General features: G+C 35.2%; 2 protein-coding genes. One reads left to right on the plus strand and one right to left on the minus strand.

Annotated elements, in window-relative coordinates:
* On the minus strand, window positions 1-379 hold a 379-nt coding region (locus ACY651_RS05845; protein WP_462250668.1), incomplete at its 3' end, for a hypothetical protein.
* 283 nt (window positions 380-662) lie between these two features.
* Here ACY651_RS05845 and ACY651_RS05850 point away from each other — a divergent pair.
* A partial coding sequence (locus ACY651_RS05850; RefSeq protein WP_462250670.1) for a CTP synthase occupies window positions 663-1,691 on the plus strand: 1,029 nt, incomplete at its 3' end.

Consider the following 1,691-nt stretch of genomic DNA (forward strand, 5'->3'; position numbering starts at 1 on the left):
TAACAATTACTATTTTATTAAGGATAGAGGTATCGTTGCTTAACTGCAGATAGTTTGAAACCCATTTTTCAATACTGGTATTAACGGAAGATGAAGGATTAAAATAATAAGTTTTGGGCCATCCCTTCTTAAAATTTGTAAAGCCGTCTAACGAATAATATCCAAGTGCACTTGTATCGTCCCTGGCATCTATAACATTAACTGAACTAATTTTATTTGCCATACCAGGAGTTCCAATTTCATTTTGCAATAAAGTTTCTACTTTGTTATTATAATTAATCGGTTTTGTATCTATTTGAGCGTTTGATACAAAACATGTTAATACAATAAAAAATGAAACAAAAATTATTTTCAATAAGTTTAGCAGAGTATTCGTCATAAACTGAATTTACTATGTTATTTTATTTGCTTTTATTAGCAATTATACCATTTTTCCACAATCTTTCCTTCAAATTTCCCTCTCCCAAATAATCGTCCTATCTTTACACGACCTCTAAGATTTTTCTTTCTTAAATCTCCTGCTGGTCGCAATAGTTTGGGTTAAAAAATTCGGCAATTTTTATTTAAATACAGCATTAACGTTGAAGTTTTAAAAATCAACGCTGATGACTCTTATTTTTTGTTTGGTTACCCAATATAGTACAAATTATAAACTTATGATTATGGCAAAATATATTTTTGTAACCGGCGGTGTTACATCATCTTTAGGTAAAGGCATTATTGCAGCATCGCTGGCAAAGCTTTTGCAGGCAAGGGGTTTAAAGGTTACCATTCAAAAATTCGATCCCTATATTAATGTGGATCCGGGTACTTTAAACCCTTACGAACACGGCGAATGTTTTGTAACAGACGATGGCGCAGAAACAGATTTAGACCTTGGCCACTACGAACGTTTTTTAAATATCCCCACATCGCAGGCCAGCAATGTTACCACCGGCCGTATTTATCAAACCGTAATTAATAAAGAAAGAGAAGGTGCTTATTTGGGTAAAACCGTACAGGTAATTCCTCATATTACGGATGAGATAAAACGCCGCATGCTTTTACTGGGTAAAACCGGTAAATACGACATTATTATAACAGAATTGGGGGGTACAGTTGGCGATATTGAAAGTTTGCCTTTTGTAGAGGCCGTACGCCAGTTACAGTGGGAAATGCCTGAAGAAGATTGTATGGTAGTGCATCTTACATTAATACCTTATTTAAGTGCTGCAAAAGAATTAAAGACCAAACCTACGCAGCACAGTGTTCGTTTACTTAGCCAGGAAGGTGTACACCCCGATGTAATTGTTTGCCGTACAGAGCAGCCACTAAACAATGAAATAAAAAAGAAAATTGCACTTTTCTGCAATGTAAAAACCAATGCGGTTATTGAAGCAATGGATGCCAGCAGCATTTACGAAGTGCCGTTAATGATGCTGCAGGAAGGGCTTGATATAATTGTTTTGAAAAAATTACAAATTAACGGGTATGCCGCACCGGAACTTACCAAATGGCGTGCCTTTTTAGATAAATTAAAATATCCAAAAACAAAAGTTACCATTGGTTTAATAGGAAAATATATTGAGCTGCAGGATGCCTACAAATCTATTTTAGAAAGTTTTGTACATGCAGGCGCCATGAACGAGTGTAAAGTAAAAATTGTAGATGTACACAGCGAAACTATTACCGAAGATAATGTGGCCGAAAAA

This window comes from Ferruginibacter sp. (assembly GCF_031391665.1).
In the GTDB taxonomy this organism is placed as follows: domain Bacteria; phylum Bacteroidota; class Bacteroidia; order Chitinophagales; family Chitinophagaceae; genus Ferruginibacter.